The sequence below is a fragment of the Bacillus sp. FSL K6-6038 genome (assembly GCF_038050455.1).
GTDB lineage: Bacteria > Bacillota > Bacilli > Bacillales > Bacillaceae_G > Bacillus_A > Bacillus_A pseudomycoides.
This window is the reverse complement of record NZ_JBBOUH010000001.1, coordinates 3,760,010-3,785,216: the sequence shown is the minus strand read 5'-3', so window position 1 is coordinate 3,785,216 and position 25,207 is coordinate 3,760,010. Positions and strand designations below refer to the sequence as shown.

General features: G+C 37.2%; 21 protein-coding genes. 20 read left to right on the top strand and 1 reads right to left on the bottom strand.

Annotation, left to right across the window (positions count from 1 at the left end; all coding sequences use genetic code 11):
- The first annotated feature begins 60 nt into the window (after positions 1-60).
- The 20 genes from ileS2 to NSQ40_RS19725 all read left to right on the top strand — a co-directional run bounded on the left by ileS2 (position 61) and on the right by NSQ40_RS19725 (position 23,792).
- Positions 61-2,826 carry an isoleucine--tRNA ligase gene (gene ileS2, locus NSQ40_RS19820; RefSeq protein WP_033796378.1) on the top strand — a complete coding sequence of 922 codons (2,766 nt, stop codon included), beginning with the start codon at positions 61-63 and terminating at the stop codon, positions 2,824-2,826.
- A 226-nt stretch (positions 2,827-3,052) separates the two neighbouring features.
- Positions 3,053-3,382 (top strand): molecular chaperone DnaK, encoded by a 330-nt coding sequence (locus tag NSQ40_RS19815; RefSeq protein WP_018764751.1) that lies wholly within the window; start codon positions 3,053-3,055, stop codon positions 3,380-3,382.
- Positions 3,383-3,505: 123 nt separating this feature from the next.
- On the top strand, positions 3,506-3,964 hold the full coding sequence (gene lspA, locus NSQ40_RS19810; protein WP_018764750.1) for a lipoprotein signal peptidase LspA: 459 nt from the start codon (positions 3,506-3,508) through the stop codon (positions 3,962-3,964).
- A 4-nt stretch (positions 3,965-3,968) separates the two neighbouring features.
- Positions 3,969-4,877, top strand: a complete 909-nt coding sequence (locus NSQ40_RS19805) for an RluA family pseudouridine synthase (protein ID WP_258248300.1) — start codon at positions 3,969-3,971, stop codon at positions 4,875-4,877.
- Positions 4,878-5,081: 204 nt separating this feature from the next.
- Positions 5,082-5,624 (top strand): bifunctional pyrimidine operon transcriptional regulator/uracil phosphoribosyltransferase, encoded by a 543-nt coding sequence (gene pyrR / locus NSQ40_RS19800; protein WP_001156487.1) that lies wholly within the window; start codon positions 5,082-5,084, stop codon positions 5,622-5,624.
- Positions 5,625-5,771: 147 nt separating this feature from the next.
- A complete protein-coding gene (gene uraA, locus NSQ40_RS19795) occupies positions 5,772-7,055 on the top strand; it encodes a uracil permease (RefSeq protein ID WP_003199817.1) in 1,284 nt (427 codons plus the stop codon).
- A 148-nt stretch (positions 7,056-7,203) separates the two neighbouring features.
- On the top strand, positions 7,204-8,118 hold the full coding sequence (locus NSQ40_RS19790; protein ID WP_098158934.1) for an aspartate carbamoyltransferase catalytic subunit: 915 nt from the start codon (positions 7,204-7,206) through the stop codon (positions 8,116-8,118).
- Complete coding sequence (gene pyrC, locus NSQ40_RS19785) at positions 8,102-9,388, top strand: dihydroorotase (RefSeq protein WP_033796376.1); 1,287 nt, start codon at positions 8,102-8,104, stop codon at positions 9,386-9,388. The genes NSQ40_RS19790 and pyrC overlap by 17 nt, the downstream gene beginning before the upstream one ends.
- Positions 9,385-10,482, top strand: a complete 1,098-nt coding sequence (locus NSQ40_RS19780) for a carbamoyl phosphate synthase small subunit (RefSeq protein WP_018764746.1) — start codon at positions 9,385-9,387, stop codon at positions 10,480-10,482. The genes pyrC and NSQ40_RS19780 overlap by 4 nt, the downstream gene beginning before the upstream one ends.
- The gene (gene carB, locus NSQ40_RS19775; protein WP_098158933.1) at positions 10,467-13,685 is read left to right on the top strand and encodes a carbamoyl-phosphate synthase large subunit; all 3,219 of its coding nucleotides are present in this window, start codon (positions 10,467-10,469) and stop codon (positions 13,683-13,685) included. The genes NSQ40_RS19780 and carB overlap by 16 nt, the downstream gene beginning before the upstream one ends.
- Positions 13,682-14,461, top strand: coding sequence for a dihydroorotate oxidase B electron transfer subunit (pyrK, locus tag NSQ40_RS19770; protein WP_098158932.1), 780 nt, complete (start codon positions 13,682-13,684; stop codon positions 14,459-14,461). Before carB ends, pyrK begins: the two co-directional genes overlap by 4 nt.
- A complete protein-coding gene (pyrD, locus tag NSQ40_RS19765) occupies positions 14,458-15,369 on the top strand; it encodes a dihydroorotate oxidase B catalytic subunit (protein WP_018764743.1) in 912 nt (303 codons plus the stop codon). The genes pyrK and pyrD overlap by 4 nt, the downstream gene beginning before the upstream one ends.
- 2 nt (positions 15,370-15,371) lie before the next feature.
- Complete coding sequence (gene pyrF / locus NSQ40_RS19760) at positions 15,372-16,088, top strand: orotidine-5'-phosphate decarboxylase (protein ID WP_003199832.1); 717 nt, start codon at positions 15,372-15,374, stop codon at positions 16,086-16,088.
- On the top strand, positions 16,085-16,717 hold the full coding sequence (gene pyrE, locus NSQ40_RS19755) for an orotate phosphoribosyltransferase (protein ID WP_098158931.1): 633 nt from the start codon (positions 16,085-16,087) through the stop codon (positions 16,715-16,717). The genes pyrF and pyrE overlap by 4 nt, the downstream gene beginning before the upstream one ends.
- A 516-nt stretch (positions 16,718-17,233) precedes the next feature.
- The gene (locus NSQ40_RS19750) at positions 17,234-18,445 is read left to right on the top strand and encodes an IS110 family transposase (protein ID WP_003203522.1); all 1,212 of its coding nucleotides are present in this window, start codon (positions 17,234-17,236) and stop codon (positions 18,443-18,445) included.
- A 674-nt stretch (positions 18,446-19,119) separates the two neighbouring features.
- Positions 19,120-19,968 (top strand): HesA/MoeB/ThiF family protein, encoded by an 849-nt coding sequence (locus NSQ40_RS19745; RefSeq protein ID WP_033798445.1) that lies wholly within the window; start codon positions 19,120-19,122, stop codon positions 19,966-19,968.
- A 13-nt stretch (positions 19,969-19,981) separates the two neighbouring features.
- Positions 19,982-20,848, top strand: a complete 867-nt coding sequence (locus tag NSQ40_RS19740) for a HesA/MoeB/ThiF family protein (protein WP_003199617.1) — start codon at positions 19,982-19,984, stop codon at positions 20,846-20,848.
- A gap of 15 nt (positions 20,849-20,863) precedes the next feature.
- A complete protein-coding gene (locus tag NSQ40_RS19735) occupies positions 20,864-21,301 on the top strand; it encodes a DUF441 family protein (RefSeq protein ID WP_033798446.1) in 438 nt (145 codons plus the stop codon).
- Positions 21,302-21,315: 14 nt separating this feature from the next.
- The gene (locus NSQ40_RS19730; protein ID WP_041488513.1) at positions 21,316-22,380 is read left to right on the top strand and encodes an alpha/beta hydrolase; all 1,065 of its coding nucleotides are present in this window, start codon (positions 21,316-21,318) and stop codon (positions 22,378-22,380) included.
- Positions 22,377-23,792, top strand: coding sequence for a homocitrate synthase/isopropylmalate synthase family protein (locus NSQ40_RS19725; RefSeq protein ID WP_258248236.1), 1,416 nt, complete (start codon positions 22,377-22,379; stop codon positions 23,790-23,792). Before NSQ40_RS19730 ends, NSQ40_RS19725 begins: the two co-directional genes overlap by 4 nt.
- 1,093 nt (positions 23,793-24,885) lie before the next feature.
- On the opposite strand, the gene NSQ40_RS19720 is transcribed toward NSQ40_RS19725, so the two are convergent.
- Positions 24,886-25,137: a YbeF family protein gene (locus NSQ40_RS19720; protein WP_003199628.1), complete on the bottom strand. Its 252-nt coding sequence runs from the start codon at positions 25,135-25,137 to the stop codon at positions 24,886-24,888.
- Between the last annotated feature and the right edge of the window lie 70 nt (positions 25,138-25,207).

The window sequence follows — 25,207 nt, the reverse complement described above, 5'->3', positions numbered from 1 at the left end:
GTCTCTTTTTTATTCCATTTTTTAGGGTCTTTCTTTTATACATTCGAGGAGGAATTAAGCGTGGAGTATAAAAATACATTACTAATGCCGAAAACAGAATTCCCAATGCGTGGGAATTTACCAAAGCGTGAGCCTGCAATGCAAGAAAAATGGGCTGAGATGAACATTTATGAAAAGGTACAAGAACATACAAAAGGTCGTCCTTTATTTGTACTGCATGATGGTCCTCCATATGCGAATGGTGACATTCATATGGGACATGCGTTAAATAAAGTATTAAAAGATTTTATTGTTCGTTACAAATCAATGACTGGATACTGTGCACCATATGTACCAGGATGGGATACACACGGTTTACCAATTGAACAAGCTTTAACAAATAAAGGTGTAAAACGTAAAGAAATGACGGTTGCAGAATTCCGTAAATTATGTGCAGAGTATGCATACGAACAAGTCAATCGCCAACGTGAACAGTTTAAACGTCTTGGTGTGCGTGCTGATTGGGATCGCCCATATATTACCTTAGAGCCAGCTTATGAAGCGCAGCAAATTAAAGTATTTGGTGAAATGGCGAAAAAAGGTTATATCTATAAAGGACAAAAACCAGTTTATTGGTCTCCAACAAGTGAATCCGCTTTAGCTGAAGCTGAAATTGAATACAATGATAAAAAGTCAGCATCTATTTATGTGGCATTCCCTGTAAAAGACGGAAAAGACGTATTAGAGGGCGACGAGAAATTTATCATTTGGACAACAACACCTTGGACATTACCAGCCAACTTAGGTATTTCTGTTCATCCAGAACTTGAATACAGCATTGTGAAAGTAAATGATGAAAAATATATTATTGCTTCTGAACTATTTGACACAGTTTCTAAAACGTTAGAGTGGGAAAATGCTGAAGTTGTGAAAACAGTTAAAGGTAGCGAACTTGAGTATACAGTTGCGAAGCATCCATTCTATGAGCGTGATTCTTTAGTTATGCTTGGTGAGCACGTTACAACAGATGCTGGTACAGGTTGTGTACATACAGCACCTGGACATGGGGAAGACGATTTCCTTGTTGGGAAACAATATGGATTAGAAGTTCTTTGCCCAGTTGATGATAAAGGTGTATTAACAAGTGAAGCACCTGGATTTGAAGGTCTATTCTATGATAAAGCTAATAAGCCAATTACGGAAAAATTAGAAGAAGTTGGCGCGTTATTAAAATTAACATTTATTACGCATTCTTATCCACATGACTGGAGAACGAAAAAACCAATTATCTTCCGTGCGACAGCGCAATGGTTTGCATCTATTGAAGCGTTCCGCAAGGAGTTATTACAAGCTGTTGAAGAAACGAAATGGGTACCAGCATGGGGGGAAACACGTCTTCATAATATGGTTCGTGACCGTGGTGATTGGTGTATTTCTCGTCAACGTGCATGGGGTGTACCGATTCCTGTCTTCTATGCAGAGAATGGCGATCCAATTATTACAGATGAAACAATCAATCACGTAGCAGATCTATTCCGTGAGAACGGTTCTAACGTATGGTTCGAACGTGAAGCGAAAGATTTATTACCAGAAGGATTTACACATCCATCTAGTCCGAATGGCGAATTCCGTAAAGAAACAGACATTATGGACGTATGGTTTGATTCAGGTTCTTCTCACCAAGCTGTCCTAGAAGAGCGCGAAGACTTACAACGTCCAGCTGATTTATACTTAGAGGGATCTGACCAATACCGTGGCTGGTTTAACTCTTCATTATCAACAGCAGTTGCAGTAACAGGTAAAGCACCATACAAAGGTGTGTTGAGTCATGGATTCGTATTAGACGGTGAAGGTCGTAAAATGAGTAAATCTATCGGGAACATTGTTGTACCGAAGAAAATCATGGATCAATTAGGTGGAGATATTTTACGTTTATGGGTATCTTCTGTTGACTACCAATCTGATGTGCGTATTTCAGATGATATTTTAAAACAAGTTGCAGAAGTATATCGTAAAATCCGTAACACATTCCGTTTCTTATTAGGAAACTTAGCTGACTTTAATCCAAGTCAAGATGCAGTAGCGAAAGCTGAATTACGTGAAGTAGATCGCTACATGCTAGTGAAATTAAATGACTTAATTACAAAAGTAAAAGAAGCATATGAAACATATGACTTTGCGGCAGTATATCATGCAATTCATAACTTCTGCACAATTGATTTAAGCTCATTCTATTTAGACTTTGCAAAAGACATTTTATACATTGAAGCAGCAAATCATCATGACCGTCGTGCGATTCAAACAGTACTTTACGATGTTCTTGTTGCATTAACAAAACTTGTAACACCAATCTTACCTCATACAGCTGATGAAGTATGGCCATATGTTCCTGGTGTTGTAGAGGAAAGCGTTCAGCTAACCGATATGCCAGAAGCTGTAGAAGTAGAGGGTGCGGAAGCGTTAAAAACAAAATGGGATGCATTTATGACACTTCGAGATGACGTATTAAAAGCGTTAGAAGTGGCTCGTAATGAAAAAGTAATCGGTAAGTCATTAAATGCGAGTATTACCCTATATCCAACTGCAGAAATGAAACAAATGTTAGAGTCTATTAGTGAAGATTTAAAACAATTATTTATTGTCTCTGAGTATAAACTTGGTGGAACAATGGAAGAAGCTCCAGCGGGTGCACCAAAATATGAGCATACAGCTGTTGTTGTAGCGCAGGCAACTGGTGAAACATGTGAACGTTGCTGGGTTGTTTCTGAAACAATTGGTAAAGACGCTGAACATGAAACATTATGTGAGCGTTGTGCAACAGTAGTAAAAGAAAATTATGTAAAATAATGATGTGATAAAAACTGACTGCTATTACGGTAGTCAGTTTTTGTATTTAGTAAGGATTCTTCTTAACATGTGGCAGATGTATGAAAAGTTCGACTGCTTAAAGTTTTTCTGTTGGGCAGGAGGAAGTAACTTTTAAGCACTTTCCTATGAAGGAAAAATGTGTGAGCGGTAAGCGAGAAAATTTCGGACACACTAACGGTACATTGCAGCCGGGAGGGATGTACACGTGAATGAAATCTATATGGAAATCAAAGAAGAATTACAATTGATGAAAAAAGAACTACAGGAACGACTGGCAAAAGAAGCGATAGAAACTTATTATGTAGAATTCGGACTGGAATTAGGCTATGAATCGAAGGAAGATGGAAAAAAGAAATTATTTTTACATGATATAAGAGAAGATTTAAAAGATGTGGAACGAGCATTATTTAAAATGGAAATCGATATGTATGGTATTTGTGAGGAAACTGGGAAATACATTCCTGTAAAGCAAATGAAAATGATGCCAACAGCTCGTACAATTCATGAATTTTTATATGAGAAAGTAAATGTCTAAGAGGCACAACGATATTATATTACCTTTTTTTATTTTATTTTATTCTTCCGTAAAGGTTCATTGTGAAAAGACCGTAGCTATGCTAAAATTTTGAGGTACACTGTCTTTGTGGGGGAAATGAAAATGATATATTATTTAATAGCGTTATTTGTCATTACCATCGATCAAGTATCGAAATGGTTAATTGTAAAAAACATGGAATTAGGTACAAGTATCCCGATTATCGATAATGTATTATACATAACATCACATCGGAATAGAGGAGCTGCCTGGGGCATTTTAGAAAACAAAATGTGGTTCTTCTATATTATTACAGTTGTTTTTGTAGGATTTATCGTATTTTATATGAAAAAGTATGCAAAAACAGATAGGCTCCTAGGGATTTCATTAGGTCTTATTTTAGGCGGAGCAATTGGCAACTTTATTGATCGTGTATTTAGACAAGAAGTGGTGGATTTCATTCACGTGTATATTTTTTCATACAACTATCCGGTATTTAACATAGCTGACTCAGCTTTATGTATTGGGGTTGTATTGATTATTATTCAAACATTATTAGAAGGAAAGAAAATGAAGGAGTAATTGAATGAGCGAAGTAGTACAAGTAACAGTTACAGAAGAACAAAAGAGCGAACGGATTGATAAGTTTCTCGCGGGAGTGAACAATGAATGGTCACGTTCACAAGTACAACAGTGGATTAAAGATGGCGTTGTAACCGTAAATGGAAACGACATTAAAGGAAATTATAAAGTAAAAGTAAATGATGAAATTGCAGTAGCAATTCCAGATCCAGAAGAGCTTGATATTTTGCCAGAAGACATGAATTTAGAAATTTATTATGAAGATGCAGATGTGCTTGTTGTGAATAAGCCACGTGGCATGGTTGTGCATCCAGCTCCTGGACATACAAGTGGTACACTTGTAAATGGGTTAATGCATCATTGTACAGATTTATCAGGTATTAACGGTGTAATGCGTCCAGGGATTGTACATCGTATTGATAAAGATACATCTGGCTTATTGATGGTTGCTAAAAATGATATGGCACATGAATCTCTTGTAAATCAGCTTGTGGCAAAAACAGTAACAAGACGATATAAAGCAATCGTCCATGGTGTAATTCCACATGATAAAGGGACAATTGATGCTCCAATTGGCCGTGATAAAAAGGACCGCCAAAGTATGACGGTTGATGAAAATGGGAAGCATGCTGTTACGCATTTTCAGGTGTTAGAACGATTTAAAGACTTTACACTTGTAGAGTGTCGTTTAGAAACCGGCCGTACGCACCAAATTCGTGTTCATATGAAATATATTGGATACCCGCTTGCGGGAGATCCGAAATATGGTCCGAAAAAAACATTAGATATAAATGGACAAGCGCTTCATGCGGGGATTTTAGGGTTTAATCATCCTCATACAGGCGAATATATCGAGTTTGAGGCGCCAGTTCCAGCAGTATTTGAAGAAGTTTTAAATGTTTTACGGAAATAGTATTGACAAAACGATTAAAACCTGCGATACTAGCAACAGTTGAATAATGATCCTTTAACACAGCCCCGTGAGGTTGAGAAGGTAACGGTTTGAAATACTTAGGGTGTACTTGTACCCTTTTTTCAAAAGTCCTCTCGCACACGCTGAGAGGACTTTTTTTATACCATTCCTCTCACGCAAGAAAAAAGCTTGGAGGTGTAGAGCATGCAAGAAAAAGCTGTCGTTTTAGATGACCAAATGATTCGCCGTGCTTTAACACGCATCAGTCATGAAATTGTGGAACGTAATAAAGGTGTCGATAATTGTGTTCTTGTCGGAATTAAAACACGTGGGATTTTTATTGCACAGCGTTTAGCAGAACGAATTGGTCAAATTGAAGGAAAAGAAATAGAAGTAGGCGAGTTAGACATTACGCTATATCGTGATGATTTAACATTGCAATCAAAAAATAAAGAACCGCTTGTAAAAGGTTCAGATATTCCTGTGGACATTACGAAGAAAAAAGTTATTCTTGTGGATGATGTATTGTATACAGGAAGAACGGTTCGAGCAGCAATGGATGCTCTTATGGATTTAGGTAGACCATCACAAATCCAATTAGCTGTTCTTGTAGACAGAGGTCATCGTGAATTACCAATTCGCGCTGATTATGTAGGGAAGAACATTCCAACATCAAGTGAAGAACGTATTGAAGTTGATTTGCAAGAGACGGATCAGCAAGATCGAGTAAGTATATACGATAAGTAAAGCCCTTTTAAATGTAGTCCTGTGAGGCTGCCAAAGGGTCTTGACTTTCGTATGTCAAATTTGACATACGAAAGTATAGGACTCTTTGTGCATAGGGCGCAAAGAGTTTTTTTATTGCAAAGTTTTAAACTGAAGGAGGATATAACAATGGAGCAAAAGCCAGTGTTAGACATTCATGAAGTACCGAAACCCGGAAAATGGTTATTTTTAAGTATACAACATTTGTTCGCGATGTTTGGATCAACAGTGCTTGTTCCGTTTTTAACAGGATTGAATCCATCAGTAGCTTTAATCTCCAGTGGATTAGGAACACTCGCGTTTATTCTTATAACAAAAGGTCAAGTACCAGCATATCTAGGCTCATCATTCGCGTTTATCGCACCGATTATTACGGCGAAGACAGCAGGAGGACCAGGAGCAGCAATGCTTGGTGGTTTACTAGCAGGACTTGTATACATCTTAATTTCACTTGGAATTAAGAAATCGGGATCAGCATGGATTATGAAGTTACTCCCACCAATTGTCGTTGGTCCAGTTGTAATGGTTATCGGATTAGCATTAGCACACACAGCAGTGAATATGGCAATGAATGATGCAGGTGGCAAGTATAGTGTTACACACTTCTCAGTAGCATTAGTAACGCTAGCAATTACAATCATTTGCTCTATATTCGGAAGAGGATTTTTCAGCATCATACCAGTTCTATTAGGGATTATCGGAGGATATATCTTCGCTTACTTCCAAGGCTTGGTGGACTTAAAGCCAGTAGCTGAGGCGAAATGGTTTGATGTACCAGACTTTGTCGTACCATTTGTAACTTACACGCCAGAGTTTTCATGGAAGATTGTACTCTTAATGGTGCCAGTAGCACTTGTAACAATTTCAGAACATATCGGGCATCAAATCGTACTTGGAAATGTTATTAAGCGAGATTTAATTGAAAAACCAGGTTTACATCGCTCGATTTTTGGAGATGGTGTAGCGACATTAATCGCATCAGTAATTGGTGGACCACCAAATACAACATACGGTGAAAACATAGGTGTGCTGGCAATTACGAGAGCTTACAGTGTATACTTATTCATCGGATCAGCAGTCTTCGCGATTATGTTCGGATTTATTGGTAAGATTTCCGCACTGATTCACTCGATTCCAACACCAGTTATGGGGGGCGTATCAATCTTACTCTTTGGAGTAATCGCATCAAGCGGTTTACGCATGATGGTAGATGATAAAACAGACTTAAGCGACAAACGAAACTTAATGATTGCATCAGTGATTCTGGTAATCGGTATTGGTGGCGCGGTACTTCGTGTCGGAGAATCATTCCAAGTAGAAGGAATGGCGCTTGCAGCAATCGTTGGCGTACTGTTAAATCTACTGTTACCTGAAATGAAACAGAAACAACAATCTAAGCAGATTGCTTCATAAAAACAACCTTTTAATTCAGTCCTGTGAGACCGAAAAGGGTGGCTTTTTTCTCGCACCCTAGTCTCATATGATTAGGGTATTTTTATGCAATCGTTGTTATATAAATACAAAAATGTTATCATAAAAATCAGAAAGATGAGGGATGACAATGAGCCATTTGTTAACGATGAGTGAATTATCGAAAGAAGAGATTTCGGAAATCCTAAAAGACGCAGAAGATTTCGTAAATGGAAGAAGTAAAAAAACAACAGAGCAAACGTTTGTAGCGAACTTATTTTTCGAAAATAGTACGAGAACAAAGTTTAGCTTCGAAGTTGCCGAGAAGAGATTAGGACTAGACGTATTAAACTTCTCAGCAGATTCTTCTAGCGTACAAAAAGGAGAAACATTATACGATACGATAAGAACACTAGAATCAATCGGAACAAAAGCAGTAGTCATCCGCCATCAGCAAGATCGCTACTTCGATGAGCTAAAAGATAAAGTAAATATTCCAATCCTAAATGCTGGAGATGGATGTGGAAATCATCCAACACAATGCTTGCTAGACCTTTTAACAATTAAACAAGAGTTTGGAAGCTTCGAAGGATTAAAGATTGCAATTGTTGGAGATATCCGCCATAGCCGAGTAGCCCGCTCTAATGCTGAAGCATTAACGAAACTAGGAGCAACAAGTTACTTTGCTAGCCCAGAAGAGTGGAAAGATGAAACTAACACATTCGGAACATACAGAAGTTTAGATGAACTTGTTCCAGAAGTTGATGTGATGATGTTACTTCGTGTGCAACATGAGCGTCATGACCATTATGAAACAGACATCATGAAAGAGTATCATGAACAGCACGGATTAACAATTGAACGAGAAAAACGTATGAAACAAGGAAGCATTATTATGCATCCAGCTCCTATAAACCGCGATGTAGAAATTGCGAGCGAACTCGTTGAGTGTGAGCGTTCCCGCATTTTCAAACAGATGGAAAACGGAGTTTACGTAAGAATGGCTGTACTAAAACGCGCATTACCAAATGTATTAGGAGGAATGAAACATGAATTATTTGTTTAAAAATGGACGTTATCTAAATGAAGAAGGAAAAATTGTAGCAACAGATCTTCTTGTACAAGACGGTAAAATTGCGAAAGTAGCAGAAAATATTACGGCAGATAATGTTGAAGTAATCGATGTAAATGAAAAATTAATCGCACCTGGACTAGTAGATGTACACGTTCATCTTCGCGAACCAGGTGGTGAACATAAAGAAACAATTGAAACAGGTACGCTTGCAGCAGCAAAAGGTGGATTTACAACAATTTGCGCAATGCCAAATACACGCCCAGTACCAGACAGCAAAGAACATATGGAAGACTTACAAAAACGAATTAAAGAAAAAGCACATGTAAATGTACTGCCATATGGCGCAATTACAGTACGTCAAGCAGGTTCTGAAATGACAGACTTTGAAACATTAAAAGAACTTGGAGCATTCGCGTTTACTGATGATGGAGTAGGCGTACAAGATGCAAGCATGATGCTAGCTGCTATGAAACGTGCAGCAAAATTAAATATGGCAGTCGTTGCACACTGTGAAGAAAATACACTAATTAATAAAGGTTGTGTACATGAAGGGAAGTTTTCTAAGGAACACGGATTAAACGGTATCCCATCAGTATGTGAATCTGTACATATTGCCCGGGACATATTACTTGCGGAAGCGGCAGATTGCCACTATCACGTATGTCACGTAAGTACAAAAGGATCTGTACGAGTGATTCGTGATGCAAAACGTGCTGGAATTAAAGTGACAGCAGAAGTAACACCACACCACTTAGTATTATGTGAAGATGATATCCCAGGTGTTGATCCAAACTTTAAAATGAATCCACCGCTTCGAGGAAAAGAAGATCACGAAGCCTTAATTGAAGGATTATTAGATGGAACAATCGATATAATCGCAACAGATCATGCACCGCATGCAGCAGAAGAAAAAGCACAAGGTATTGAAAGAGCACCATTTGGAATTACTGGTTTTGAAACAGCATTCCCATTACTATATACAAACCTTGTGAAAAAGGGGATTATCACATTAGAACAATTGATTCAATTCTTAACAGAAAAACCAGCTGATACATTTGGTTTAGAAGCAGGTCGCTTGCAGGAAGGAAGAGCGGCAGATATTACAATTATCGATTTAGAACAAGAAGAAGAAATTGATCCAACAACATTCTTATCAAAAGGAAAAAATACGCCGTTTGCAGGCTGGAAGTGTCAAGGATGGCCGGTTATGACAATAGTTGGCGGTAAGATCGCATGGCAAAAGGAGAGTGCATTAGTATGAAAAGACAGCTTATCTTAGAAGATGGAACAGTATTAATTGGAAAAGGTTTCGGAGGAGAGATCGAAAAGTCAGGTGAGGTTGTATTTACAACAGGAATGACTGGATATCAAGAAACATTATCTGATCCATCATACTGCGGTCAAATTGTAACATTTACGTACCCATTAATCGGAAACTATGGCATTAACCGTGATGATTTCGAATCAATTCATCCATCTGTAAATGGTTTAATAGTAAACGAAATTTGTGATCACCCATCTAACTTCCGTAATGAAATTTCGTTAGATGATTACTTAAAAGAAAGAAATATTCCCGGACTCGCAGGAATTGATACAAGAAAATTAACGCGAAAAATTCGTCAATATGGAACACTGCGCGGGCGTCTTTGCAACATGGATGCGGATGTAGAGTACATCGTTAGCCAATTAAAAGCGACAGTCTTTACAGATCATGTGAAACGCGTATCAACAAAAGATCCATATCCAAGCCCAGGCCGTGGCCATCGTGTTGTACTTGTAGACTTCGGAATGAAGCACGGTATTTTGCGCGAGCTAAATAAACGTGATTGTGATGTAATCGTTGTACCTTACAATACAACAGCGGAAGAAATTTTACGCCTTAGTCCAGACGGAATTATGTTAAGTAATGGACCTGGTGATCCAAAAGATGTACCAGAAGCAATTGAAATGTTAAAAGAAATCATCGGAAAAGTACCTTTATTCGGGATTTGCCTTGGACATCAATTGTTTGCTCTAGCATCTGGTGCGAATACAAGTAAGTTAAAATTCGGTCACCGTGGTTTAAATCATCCAGTAAAACATCTTGCAACTGGAAAAGTAGCAATTACTTCTCAAAACCATGGTTACGCAGTAGAAGAAGCGTCAGTTGAAAATACAGATCTTGAAATTACGCATGTAGCTTTAAATGATGGAACTGTAGAAGGACTTCGTCATAAGAAGTTCCCAGCATTTACAGTGCAATATCATCCAGAAGCTTCAGCGGGACCAGAAGATGCAAATGATTTATTCGAAGATTTCTTAACAATGATTGAAAACTTCAAGAAAGAAGGGGAAGAGTTATGCCAAAACGCTTAGACATTAACACAATTTTAGTAATCGGATCAGGACCAATTGTAATTGGGCAAGCAGCGGAATTTGACTACTCTGGTACACAAGCTTGTCAATCTCTTAAAGAGGAAGGTTACAAAGTAATCCTTGTTAACTCTAACCCAGCAACAATTATGACAGATACTGCAACAGCAGATAAAGTATATATTGAACCATTAACATTAGAATTTGTAAGCCGTATTATTCGTAAAGAACGTCCAGATGCAATCTTACCAACATTAGGTGGTCAAACGGGCTTAAACATGGCTGTTGAACTTGCGAAATCAGGTGTGCTTGACGAGTGTGGAGTTGAAATTTTAGGAACAAAATTATCAGCAATTGAGCAAGCGGAAGATCGTGATCTATTCCGTACATTAATGCAAGAGTTAAATGAACCAACACCACCAAGTGAAATCATTCATACGCTTGATGAAGCATATGAATTTGTAAAAGAAATTGGGTATCCGGTGATCGTTCGCCCAGCATTTACACTTGGCGGAACAGGCGGCGGTATTTGCCACAATGAAAAAGAATTAATTGAAACCGTAACAAGTGGTTTAAAACATAGCCCGGTAACGCAATGTTTATTAGAAAAGAGTATTGCTGGTTGTAAAGAAATCGAATACGAAGTAATGCGTGATTCAAACGACAATGCCATCGTAGTATGTAACATGGAAAATATCGATCCAGTTGGGGTTCACACAGGTGATTCTATCGTTGTAGCGCCGAGCCAAACATTAAGTGACCGTGAGTATCAAATGTTACGTAACACTTCATTACGAATTATTCGTGCGTTAGGAATTGAAGGTGGATGTAACGTTCAGCTTGCACTTGATCCATATAGCTTCCAATATTATGTAATCGAAGTGAATCCACGTGTAAGTCGTTCATCTGCACTAGCATCTAAAGCAACAGGATATCCAATTGCGAAGTTAGCAGCGAAAATTGCAGTCGGCTTAACATTAGATGAAATTGTAAACCCAGTAACACAAAAAACATATGCATGTTTCGAACCAGCACTAGACTATGTTGTTTCTAAAATTCCACGTTGGCCATTTGATAAGTTTGAATCAGCAAACAGAACGCTTGGTACACAGATGAAGGCAACTGGTGAAGTTATGTCTATCGGACGTAACCTAGAAGAATCATTACTAAAAGCAGTTCGTTCTCTAGAGCTTGGTATTTATCACCTAGAACTAGATCATTTAAAAGAACTTGATAAAGAAACGATGAAAAAACGTATTATAAAAGCAGATGATGAGCGCCTGTTTGTTGTAGCAGAAGCAATCCGTCAAGGTGTAACGAAAGAAGAAATCAACGCATGGTGTGAAATGGACTTCTTCTTCTTACAAAAAGTCGAAAACATCGTAAACATGGAACGCGAAGTAAAAGCGAATGTAGGAAATATGGAAGTATTACAAGAAGCAAAAGAAATGGGCTTCAGTGATCATTACATTGCAGCTGCTTGGGATAAAACAGAACGTGAAATTTATGATGTGCGTAAAGAAAATAGCATGACGCCAGTATTCAAAATGGTAGATACTTGTGCGGCAGAATTCGAATCTGCAACACCTTACTACTACAGCACATATGGAGATGAAAATGAATCGATCGTTACAGATCGTAAAAGCGTAGTTGTACTTGGATCTGGTCCAATCCGCATCGGTCAAGGTGTTGAGTTTGACTATGCAACAGTTCACTCTGTATGGGCAATTAAAGAAGCCGGATATGAAGCAATTATTATTAATAATAACCCAGAAACAGTTTCAACAGACTTCAGTATTTCTGACAAATTATACTTTGAACCATTAACAATCGAAGATGTAATGCACATCATTGATTTAGAGAAGCCAGAAGGTGTTATCGTTCAGTTCGGTGGACAAACGGCAATTAACTTAGCTGCTAAATTAGAAGAACACGGTGTGAAAATTTTAGGAACATCACTTGAAGATTTAGACCGTGCAGAAGATCGTGATAAATTTGAAGCAGCTTTAACACAGCTTGGTATCCCGCAACCAGTTGGTAAAACAGCAACGACTGTAGAACAAGCGGTAGCAATCGCTGAAGAAATTGGTTACCCAGTATTAGTAAGACCATCTTACGTACTTGGTGGGCGTGCGATGGAAATCGTATATCGTCAAGAAGAACTACTGCATTACATGAAAAATGCGGTTAAAGTTCATGCGGATCATCCAGTATTAATTGACCGCTATATGGTTGGTAAAGAAATTGAAGTAGATGCAATTTCAGACGGTGAAAATGTATTCATTCCAGGTATTATGGAACATATTGAACGCGCTGGAGTTCACTCTGGTGACTCAATTGGAGTATACCCACCGCAAAGCTTATCTGCAAAACTGAAAGAACAAATTATCGAAAATACAATTGCACTTGGAAGAGGATTAAACATTGTTGGATTACTGAATATCCAGTTTGTAGTATTCAAAGACGAAGTGTATGTAATTGAAGTAAACCCACGTGCGAGCCGTACAGTACCATTCTTAAGTAAAATTACAGGCGTACCGATGGCGAATATCGCAACGAAAGTTATTTTAGGTCAAAATCTTGTAGAACAAGGATATGAAACTGGCTATCGCTCAGAAGAGAATGAAGTGTATGTAAAAGCTCCAGTATTCTCATTTGCGAAACTACGTTCAGTTGATACAACATTAGGGCCTGAAATGAAATCAACAGGGGAAGTAATGGGGAAAGACTTAACGCTTGAAAAAGCACTATATAAAGGACTTGTTGCTTCTGGAATTAACATTCCAACGCACGGATCAGTAATCATTACTGTGGCGGATAAAGATAAAGAAGAAGCAATGGAAATTGCAAAACGCTTCCATGAAATCGGCTATAACTTATTAGCAACAGCAGGAACAGCACAATCGTTAACAGAGAAAAGCATTCCGGTGCAAGTTGTAAACAAAATTGATTCTGAAGACTACAACTTACTTGATATTATCCGTCAAGGGAAAGCACAGTTTGTAATCAATACGTTAACAAAAGGAAAACAACCAGCGCGTGATGGTTTCCGCATTCGCCGTGAATCAGTAGAAAATGGTGTGGCCTGCTTAACTTCACTTGATACAACAAGAGCAATTTTAAGAGTACTAGAATCCATGACATTCTCAGCTCACGCAATGAAAGAAATCGCGCCAGCGCAGCGTCACGAGGTGGTACATGCATGATGCAAAAGCAAAATATGATCGTCGTTAACCAAACAGAAATCGCAAAAAATATTTATGAATTAGTGCTTCAAGGTGATCTTGTACAGCAAATGAACGAACCAGGGCAGTTTGTACACATTAAGGTAGCAGAGGGCATTACGCCCCTTCTGCGCCGCCCAATTAGTATTTGTAATGTCGATCAAGACAAGAACGAATTTACAATGCTATATCGTGCGGAAGGACAAGGAACAAAAACACTAGCAAAGAAAAAACAAGGTGAAATTGTAGATGTATTAGGACCATTAGGCCATGGTTTTCCTGTAGAAGAAGCGGAAGCTGGGCAAACAGCTCTATTAGTAGGTGGAGGGATTGGTGTACCACCACTTTATGAGTTATCACAGCGTCTTGTTGCAAAGGGTGTACGTGTCATTCACATCTTAGGTTTCCAAACAAAAGATGTTGTTTTCTACGAAGAGAAATTTGCAGAGCTTGGCGATACGTATGTGGCAACAGTTGATGGTACACATGGTACAAAGGGATTTGTAACAGATGTGATTGATGCTTATGGAATCGACTTTGACATTTTATACTCATGTGGACCTTTGGCAATGCTACGTGCATTAGAAGGTCGTTATAAAGAGAAAAAAGCCTACATTTCACTAGAAGAACGTATGGGCTGTGGTATTGGAGCATGTTTCGCATGTGTATGTCACTTGCAAGAAGATCCAAGCGGACATTCTTACAAGAAGGTGTGTAGCGACGGGCCAGTATTTCCAATCGGGGAGGTTGTACTATGAACAGATTGCAAGTTGAATTACCAGGATTATCGTTGAAAAATCCAATCATCCCAGCTTCTGGTTGCTTCGGGTTTGGTCGTGAGTATGCGCAATTTTATGATTTAAGCGTACTTGGATCAATCATGATTAAAGCAACGACAGAACAACCTCGTTATGGAAATCCAACGCCTCGTGTTGCTGAAACACCAGGCGGAATGCTAAATGCAATCGGGCTTCAAAACCCTGGGCTAGAAAAGGTAATGACTTCTGAATTACCATGGCTAGAGCAATTCGATCTTCCGATTATTGCGAACGTTGCAGGTTCACAAGCTGAGGATTATGTAGCAGTTGCAAAGGAAATTTCAAAAGCACCGAATGTTCATGCGCTAGAATTAAATATTTCTTGTCCAAACGTAAAAACGGGTGGTATAGCTTTTGGTACTGTCCCAGAAATTGCTGCTGATTTAACGAAGCGAGTAAAAGAGGTTTCTGAAGTGCCGGTATATGTGAAATTGTCACCGAACGTGGCAAACATTGTAGAGATTGCGAAGGCAATTGAAAATGCAGGTGCAGACGGATTAACGATGATTAATACATTGCTTGGTATGCGTCTAGATTTAAAAACAGCAAAACCCATTTTAGCAAACCGTACAGGCGGACTATCAGGACCTGCAATTAAGCCAGTGGCGATTCGTATGGTACATGAAGTGAGTCAAGCGGTTAACATTCCGATTATCGGAATGGGCGGTATTGAATCAGCAGAAGATGTAATTGAGTTCTTTTACGCTGGTGCAAGCGCAGTTGCAGTTGGTACAGCGAACTTTGTTGATCCGTTCGTATGTCCAACAATTATTGAAGAATTACCAGCGTTATTAGATGAATTAGGATTTGATCACATTTCGGAATGTCAGGGAAGGAGCTGGAAATAAACATGTCACAGTCTTTAATCGTTGCACTGGATTTTCCAGGTAAGGCAGAGGTAGAACAGTTTTTAAGCCACTTTGAAGGGGAACAGTTATTTGTCAAAGTTGGTATGGAGCTATTCTATAAAGAGGGACCTGCTATCATTACGTACTTAAAAGAAAAAGGGCATCAAATTTTTCTAGATTTAAAGCTCCATGATATTCCGAATACAGTAAAAAGCGCTATGCGCAGCCTAGCTAGTCTAGATGTTGATATGGTAAATGTTCATGCTGCTGGGGGAAGTAGCATGATGAAAGCTGCGGTTGAGGGATTAGTGGAAGGTAAGCGAGAAGGAAAAGAGAGACCGATTTGTATTGCAGTTACACAACTAACAAGCACTTCGGAAGCTATGATGAAAAAAGAGATTGGTATTGAGAAAACGTTAGAAGAAGCGGTTGCTCATTATGCAAAATTAACGAAAGAAAGTGGACTTGATGGTGTTGTATGTTCGACACTAGAAGTACCAAAGTTACGTGAAGTATGCGGACCTGCATTTGTAACAGTAACACCGGGGATTCGTCTTGCAAGCGATGATGTTAATGATCAAGTACGCGTAGCAACGCCAAAGCGTGCACGTGAACTTGGTTCAAGTTACATTGTAGTGGGACGTAGTATTACAAAGGCAGAAAATCCGCTTGAAGCGTATAAAACCGTAAAACAACAGTGGGAAGGTGTAACAATATGAAAAAAGAAATCGCATCTCATCTATTAGAAATTGGCGCAGTATTTTTACAACCAAATGATCCATTTACATGGTCTTCTGGTATGAAATCACCAATTTATTGTGATAATCGTTTAACGTTATCATATCCAAAAGTACGCCAAGCGATTGCGGCAGGATTAGAGAAGTTAATCGAAGAACACTTCCCAACTGTAGAAGTTATTGCAGGAACAGCAACTGCTGGTATTGCGCACGCTGCATGGGTAAGTGATCGTATGGATTTACCAATGTGCTATGTACGTAGTAAAGCAAAAGGTCATGGTAAAGGGAACCAGATTGAAGGAAAAGCAGAAAAAGGTCAAAAAGTAGTAGTAGTAGAAGACTTAATTTCAACTGGCGGCAGTGCAATTACTTGTGTAGAAGCACTTCGCGAAGCTGGCTGTGAAGTATTAGGAATCGTATCAATCTTCACGTATGAGCTTGAAGCAGGAAAAGAAAAACTAGCAGCAGCAAACGTAGCATCATATTCTCTAAGCGACTACAGTGCATTAACTGAAGTGGCAGCAGAAAAAGGTATGATCGGACAAGCTGAAACAAAAAAATTACAAGAATGGCGTAAAAATCCAGCTGACGAGGATTGGATTACAGCCTAATTATAAAGAACACGACCGCGGGGGAAACGCGGTCGTGTTTTTTATAGAAAATATGGTTAGATAAATATCCTCTTATCCTGGTAATTCTAACAATTATTCTAGATGAGGTCCCGACACATCGTCATCAAGCTAAGCATACTAAAAGGTAATATGGTAGTGCATTTTTATTGATTCTCTATGAATACACTAAAAATGGGCATGACAAAAACTATTTAATGGTTTTTTTATATTTTTATGTGGATTTTCGTATTTGTAACATCTTACAATACATAACACCCAAAACATACTAAGATTAGTAGTGTAAACCAAGGCATTGGTTTACACTACTATTTTTTTATAGTAGAAGTGAAGAATAGGTCGCTTTGATATTGGGATTTTAAATCCGTACCCAAAACAGATCTTCTTCACTTACCTTATTTGAATCAGTTTAGTATGTGGATCCTTGAGATCGTGTATAAGAAATGGGAATCGATAAGAGTAAGATGAGGACTTCAATTCTACATAAGGAGGCAAAATATGCAACATGTAATTGCGTTTGATGTTAGTATGGGAAAGAGTTATATGGTTATTTATAATGCTCAAAAACAATGTATTTTTGAAAGTGAAATCAATCATTCTAAGCCCGATTTTGAAGAACTACGAAAACGAATAGATCAACTTATGAATGAAAATAAAAAATCACCTCATATTGTGTTCGAAGCAACTGGTGTCTATTCGAGACAACTAGAGCGTTTTATGCAAGATAACAAGTTTGAATACTTTCTGTTGAATCCTTTAGAAGCGAAATTACAATGCGATTCCTTACGGATTCATAAAACCGATAGAAGCGACGCGCATCAATTAGCTCTCACACATTTCACGGCTTCCCGGAGGGAAAAGACAGGCACAGATAACTTATTTTATCAATTAAAATCACTCTCAAGGTTTTATAGTGAACTGGATGACGAATTATCTTTGATTCGTAGCCGGATGCATAAAGTCATTCAGTTGACATTTCCGGAATTGGAACAGATTTTCACAACTAAGTCAGATTTATTTTTAAACTTTGTTCAATTATTCCCTCACCCAGATTTTGTTCAAAATCTTTCCAAAACGGTCATGAAGAATCAGATTCGCAAGAATACCAATAAAAACATCTCAATCAGCATAGCAGAAAAGAAAGCTATGGAAGTACTTGAGGCTGCCAGGTATTCTTATCCAGCCGTACGTCAGGATGACGTTTTATGTGAACAACTCAAATCGTACGCGAAACGCTATCAGGAGCTCCTTTATCAAAAAGAACAGTGTATCACGAAGATGGTACGATTAGCTGAAAGTCGCACAGAATATCCAATTATTCTTAGTTTTCCGGGAATAGGTCCCAATACGGCTATACGTTTGTTAGCTGAAATCGGGGATATTACTCGCTTCGAAAATAACAAACAACTTAATGCATTTGCAGGTATTGATATACGCCGTTTTCAATCAGGAAAAACTTTTTTCAAAGATAAGATCAATAAACGTGGAAATAAGCATCTGCGTAAGCTTCTTTTTCTCATTATCCAGAACATGATAAAGCTACGTCGTTACGGACAGAACCACATTGTTGAGTATTATGATAAATTAAAAACGCAACCTTATAACAAATGTCATAAAGTTGCGTCAATCGCATGTGTAAATAAGTTATTGAAGCTCCTCTTCTACCTTATTACACATAACATACACTATGATTATCGGTTAACCGCCTGAAATCATAGTCTCATTCATCATACTATATTTATTCCCCCTAGTAAAAAAACGAATACATATTAGGGGTATTTAGTTTGCATTAAATTTAACATATATGATATAGGCTTTGCGATATTTAATTGATTAAAAATCTAAAAATAAGGATTGACTAATCGTAAGAAATATCAAAAATCGTTTTCTTTTCGTAACGGTGCGATTTCCGTTCGTTTTTCTTCATTTTTTAACCAAGTTTTAAAATCCATCATCATCCTTCTTTCTTCAATTGTGTTCCGTAAAAAGTATCTATTATATATATTAAGTTTAACAAGTTAACGGAAGACATCTTCTGTTAACTAAAAAAAAATTGCTATATTTATTTAGTTCTTTAATAAAGTGAAACTTTAATCAGTGGGGGTTTTCTCCATCTCCCACTGATTATTAGTTGAACCAATCGGGCTTTTATGGGCAGTGTATCTCCCACTTAACTTCTTTGCTTTCGTAGAATTTTGAGGTGGGAGTATTACTGCCCATTAATGCGGGATAAATGGAGAGATATTCATTTGTTAAAAAAATAAGAATTGAAGATTTTTCTATTTTTTTACAAATAGCACACAAAAAAGACATACTTCTAGGCTATTTTTATATACAGGAATTATTTTTTTGAAATGGTTACTACATATAAAGGAGACTTCAAAATGGATATGGATTCATATTATTGGGAAATGGTTAAGAAGAATATTGGTGTGTATTCTGAACAGGAACAAGAATGTCTTCGAAATAAGAAGGTTATTATTTTTGGATTAGGGGGTGTAGGTGGATATGAAGCAATTCTCTTCTCTCGGATGGGGATTGGGCATATTACAGGCGTTGATCCAGATGAATTTGAAATATCTAATATTAACAGACAAATGTTAGCACTTTCTAGTGTTATAGGTGAACCAAAAGCAAAAGTTGCAGAACAGGTTGTAAAAGATATACATCCCTATATATCAACAAACTTTATACAAACAAGAGTAGATGAAGATAATGTAATCGAACTTATAAAAGGGCACGATATTGTAGTAGAAGCCGTAGATGATATGCCTTCAAGAGTTATTATACATAGAACTGCTAGAGAATTAGGTATACCAAGTGTGGGGATGTCAGGTAGTCCTCCCACAAGAGGATTTGTTTCTACATTTTTTCCAACTGGAATTCCTTATGAGGAAGCATTGAATGTATCTATTGTAGGAGGCAAATTAACCAATCACGAATTAAGACAACAAATTGCGGATATAAAGAAAAGTCGAGCTTGGTATTCTGTAGAAAAAGGGGCACCAAAAGAGTGGGCACAAGATTTTTGTGATGGAAAAGCAGGATGGATTATCACGCCGATGCGTGCCCATCTATTGTCATTATTTAGCTTTCATGAAGCAATCCAAGTGTTAACTGGTCGTGAACCGTTAGCGAGAGCTCCAAAAGGGATTGTTATTGATGTAAATAGCCAGAACCCCGTCCAAGTAAAAAATGCACCAAAAGATGGTTGGGATTATACAACACTGTAAGGAGGAAAATAATTTGTTAACAAAAAATAAAAATACACAAAATATATATGAAGAAAGTTTCACGCGAAATATTGGCGTCATTTCTGTAGAGGAGCAAGAAAAATTAAAAAATGCTCGCGTTACTGTAGTTGGAGCAGGGGGAGTAGGAGGAATTACACTCATTCAATTGGCACGAATGGGTGTAGGTTCTTTACATGTTATTGATCAAGATGTATTTGAAGCAAGCAATATCAATCGACAAATGCTAAGTTCCATCAGTAAATTAGGACAGCAAAAAGCAGAGGTCGCTTTAGAAGTTTTGCAAGACATTAATCCATTATTACAAATAGAGATAACAAAAGAATTTGTTACCGAGGACAATGCATTAGAACTTCTAACGAATGCAGATGTCATTATAGATGCAACTGACAATTTAGTAGCGAGAGTAATTATCCATCGTACAGCTCAGAAACTAGGAATCCCTTCTATTTGGATCGCGGTTACCCCCCCCTTTAGAGGTGGTGTCATGTCTTTAACTCCTAACTCTACGCCCTATGAAATTGCGTTAGGATATCCGTCTTATCAACAAGAGCTAACACCAGAAATGCAAAATAAAATTCATGAATTAAAAGATGGACGTGCTCTTCATTCCGTTACATATGGCGCGGATGAGAAATGGGCAAGCAGTTATGTACAAAAAGATCGTCCATGGGCTGTATTGTCTCCCGTTGCGAATATAGTAGGCATTCTAGCAAGCTTTGAAGCATTTAAATTTATGATAAATCGAGAAGAGTTAAGACCTGTAATAAGTCCAAATTTAATTCAAATTAACCTTGCAAACCAGAATATGGTACAAGTCTCTATACCGGAAAATGGTAGTTGGGACTATACCACACTATAGATGAGAGAAAAGATTATGCTTCCTTTTTTGTTACTTGGAATAATTGTAATGCTCGCTCTGCTTATAAAGGATTATGCACTAGCTGGTGCGGCTTGCTTATTAGGAATTTTACTTGCTGTTGGACAAAAAACTTTATTACATTTTATTCAACAATACTCTTTTCAAATTGGTATTTTCTTTCTTATGTTATTCTTTTTAATTCCAATTGCATCAGGGAAGATTACAAACGAAAACGTAGTAAAATTAATTGCTTCCCCTATGGGATTAGGGTCCATTCTTGCAGGTTTCACTGTGTCATACATAGGAGGGAAGGGTGTAGGAATTCTATCTATGAATCCTACGATATTGTTAGGTGTCTTAATAGGGACTCTTGTTGCCGTATTATTTACAAAAGGTTTACCAGCCGGATTAATTATTGCGGCTGGAATAATAGCTATTATTTCTATGAAATGAAAGGGACATTCTAAATGAAGATAAAATGGACACATATTAGTTTAGTAGGGATTTTTTTTATAATGCTTATGTCTGGTTGTTCTAATATAAAAGAAACTTCTCAAAATGCTCAGACTCCTAAAGTAGTAAAACAAGAATTAGAAATTCAGCAAGGAGAAGAAAAATTATTTTTGCTTCATAAAAACTTAAATAATAAAAAACAGTATAAATCCGATGAAATTGTCTTATTTTTAGAACCATTTAGTGTACCTACAGCTCAAGCATTTGATGTACCAAAATATTCGTGGATGGATGAGTATGCCAAAAAAGGATATGATACTTGGGCCATGGATTTTCGAGGGTTTGGTCATTCTTCTCGCCCTAAAGAAATGTCAGATCCTCCTTCCCAAAACCGTCCGGTTATTCATGTGAATGATGCAACTAAGGATCTAGAAACAGTTGTAAAGTGGATCCAAAAGAAAAGAAATGTGAAAAAGATTCATATAATAGGATGGTCATATGGGGGTGTTGTCGCTGGAAATTATGCAATATCCCATCCTCAAGATATTAATAAACTTATTTTATATGGGTATATGCATGGATTCACACTTCCTATGATGACAAAATCTCTTGAAAATCCATTACAACCTAATCAATTTAATCCTGAAGCATCAGCCTATCAAATGGTGGACTTTGATAAAGGAATGCATCATTGGCATATGATGATGGGAAAGAAAACAATCGTTACAAATGAAGCAATGGATGCCGTAAAACAAGTATTTATCAATTCGGATCCTATGAGTAAGAAAAATAATCAAACTATTCGTCGACCAATTGGTCCACTAGAGGATTTGTTTTACATTTGGAAAAATCAGCCTTTATATGATGTATCTAAAATTAACGTTCCAGTACTTGTCATTTATGGAGAAGATGACACGTTTGCAGACCGAAATATGATGTCAAAACTAACAGGTACAAAACAAAAAAAAGAAGTTGTAATCCCCGATGCAACGCACTGGGCTGTTTATGAAAAGAATCGTAATAGCCTATTCGAACAAACGTTAAACTTTATAGAAATGAAAGAAGGAAAAAAGGAATGAATAAGGGTATAACAATATTGGATGCCACCTTACGTGAAGGAGAACAACAATGTGGTATTCGTTTCTCCAAGGAAGATAAAATTACCTTACTCCATATGTTAGAGAATTTTGGAGTAACTCTTATCGAGGTTGGACACCCGGGTATTTCTGAAGAAGAAGAAGAGATTTGCCGAGAAGTTGCAGCCTCTGCAAAGTACGCTGAAATACTTATGCATGCTCGGGCAAAAAAAGAAGAAGTTCATGCGGCTTATCGTGCTGGTGCCGATTGGATAGGAATCTGGGCGTCTATTAACCCCATTTCTTTACAAACAAAGTACACCAATAGATCAAAAGACTACGTTATTAATCAAGTGAAACAAGCTATTGAAGAAGCAAAATCTTTAGGGATGAAAATCCGTTTTACTATTGAAGATGCTTCGCGAACTGAATGGGAAGATATCGCCTACATTGGACAGGTTGCACATGTAGCTGGAGCAGACCGAATCAGTTTAGCAGACACTGTAGGAATTTGGGAACCAAGTCAGTGTGCGACAATCGTGAAGAAATCTGTTGAGACATTCCCTTGTGAGATTGAAGTTCACCTTCATAATGATTTAGGACTAGCCATGGCAAATGCTCTTGCTGCAATCGATTCAGGGGCATCTGTCATTGATACTACATTGTGCGGAATAGGTGAACGTGCTGGGATTGTTGACTTGCTAAATTTATCAGTATTTTTATCTCAAAAGCGTAATCTTCAGTACTTTAAACTACAGATGATTCCTGAATTGACTCGATCTCTTCAATTAGCTACTGGTTGTAAAGTAGATCATTGGAGACCGATTATTGGAAAGAACATATTTACTCATACGGCACCTTATCATAAAAAAGCTGTTCAGCAGAATGACTCAGCATACGAGGGTATTCAGCCTGAAATGATAGGAAGAGTAAGGAACATTCAACAAAAATGCATAGAAAGAAAAGGGCCAAGGCTTTCAAAGTCTCTCCGAGTTAGTAAACCATTTGTAAAGGGAGCATCTGAGCTTTTATATCATCGCGATGGTCCAGGAGAGCGGTGGGTGCAGATGGATTATAGAACGGATGAACGGGCTTCATTTTATGTGATACAGCGTGTATTCTACGGTGCGCATATGGATGATAACTTAGAAGGACATGTAGATATTCACGCACATCATTGTGATAGTGCCTTTATCTTCTGGGGGAATAAAATAGATGGTACAGGCCTCGTATGTGAAGTGGAAATTGAAGGAGAGTCTCAAATCATTGAGAGTCCTGCATCTGTTTTTATTCCAACGGGTTTCAAGCATAGGTATAAGTACCTTTCGGGTATAGGAACATATACAAATATCGTACTAGCACCTAATTATAATTCTAGTTTGTTAGAGGATAATTTATCAAAAATGCATGTATAATGGGTAATCTAAAATGCCATTAAGTTAAAATACATTTGCATCCCAAAAACGAAAAAAAATTTCGTTTTTGGGATGTTTTTATTTTTTGCTTGATGAAGATAGGGAGCTACTTCAAAAGACGAATAAGAACCTTAATTTTCAAGAGTAGATAATAGAAAGGGTAAATTTTACAGCATTTTTCAATGAACTGAACAACTAAAGAGCATGAAAGTTTCCCTACTTAAAAAGGAAGAGAATTATAAAAATTCTCTTCTTTTTTTATGTGTTCATAAACATTACTTATCTATCTGAAAGCACATGTATACGATTATTGACTCTGGTACAAATGTGTTGCGCCCTTAAATAGTTCATACAGATCCCTAATCAAAGTATTCATAAGTTTGCATAAGATGGAAACAATGGTAAAAAGATAACTTATGAAAATTAAAAGATGGCTTTCCTTGCGTTAAAGGAAAGCCATCTTTTTAAATGCACTTAAAATTCATAAAGAGGCACAGAGTATAGGTTACAATATAAAGGTAGAATTAGCGAAAATTACCAAAAAATATTTTGTTTGAATTATAAAATATGAATATACTGTGGTATTGAGGAATGAATCATTTTGAAAGAATACAAAACTCAATTGAATATATTGAAAAGAGCTTACAAGACGAATTGAACGTTACTGAAGTTTCCTCAAAACGAAAATTTTATCTCTTCATAGTTGCATGGAAATACAGCTTTCATTTTTTTCGTTGTGGGACATTTCAAAATACTAGCTTGATAGCGATGTGGCAGGACCCAGCTTTATAAAATATAATTATTGCGATAAGGAAGAATATTATTAAAAACTTTATCAAATTTTTCTCTGAGCGGTAACTTCATCTTTAAATATTTATGAATTATAAAATGTCTTAAGTTGATGGGCATGTTGTGTTACCCCATTGTCATCAAGCTAAGAAAACGAAAACTTATATATCATTATCTTTAGGTGGAGGGGAAAGATTGTTTGATAAATTAAAAAGGCTATTTAAAAAAGATAAAGAGAATGATTTTGAAGATGAGAGGTACATTTTCAAACAGAATCGTTAAATTTCTTAAATAAAAGATATTACTATTTTCCCTCCACAGCTTCATACCCCTTTACAAATAATAAAGTTATATAAGAAACGATAAATGAGAAGATGCTATACATGCCAATCCAAAAGAAAAATGAAGGGGGAAACAATATAACTCCTAATATAAGAAAAATAGCAAACGTTACAATTGGCATTACGTAATACGTTCTTGTTCTACGTGTCCCAAGTACTGAAACAATAAAAATAAGTAATGGACAAATAAATAAGAAGAAAATCAATTCACTCATGGTTATGTCCCCTTTTCTTAAGAAGTAATATGTTTCTTTTAAACGTTTTAAACTAATTGTTCTCTTAATA